Genomic DNA, 328 nt, shown 5'->3' on the forward strand with positions numbered 1-328 from the left:
CGTGCACGCGCGTGGTCTTGTCCACGCCCAGCGGGTACATCGCCTCCACGCTGGGCAGCCACACCGCATCGCAGCCAGCCTGCTCCAGCCCGGCAACGTCGGCCTCGGGCGTGCGCGGTTCAGCGAATCTGGCCTTCGTGAATGTGAGCGACGGCTCCTGCTTCGCCCCGATCCAGATCGTGGCCAACGACACCCTGGGCAACTTCGACGAGATCAAGCGCCTGCTCCCGGACGTGATCACCCTGGACGTGGAAATGCCGCGCATGGACGGGCTGGCGTTCCTGGAAAACCTGATGCGCCTGCATCCGCTGCCGGTGGTGATGATTTC

At 65.9% G+C, this 328-nt stretch carries 1 protein-coding gene and 1 pseudogene; one reads left to right on the forward strand and one right to left on the reverse strand.

Annotation, left to right across the window (positions count from 1 at the left end; genetic code table 11):
• Nucleotides 1–118: pseudogene (locus ABGA94_RS18615) on the reverse strand (pantoate--beta-alanine ligase); the annotation flags it as partial.
• On the opposite strand from ABGA94_RS18615, the gene ABGA94_RS18620 reads away from it, so the two are divergent.
• The coding region (locus ABGA94_RS18620) for a response regulator (protein ID WP_375367907.1) at nucleotides 111–328 on the forward strand (218 nt) is incomplete at its 3' end. The pseudogene ABGA94_RS18615 and the gene ABGA94_RS18620 sit on opposite strands and share 8 nt — an antisense overlap.

The sequence above is a fragment of the Stenotrophomonas sp. 3diitr2024 genome, assembly GCF_042136455.1.
Taxonomy (GTDB): Bacteria; Pseudomonadota; Gammaproteobacteria; order Xanthomonadales; family Xanthomonadaceae; genus Stenotrophomonas; species Stenotrophomonas sepilia.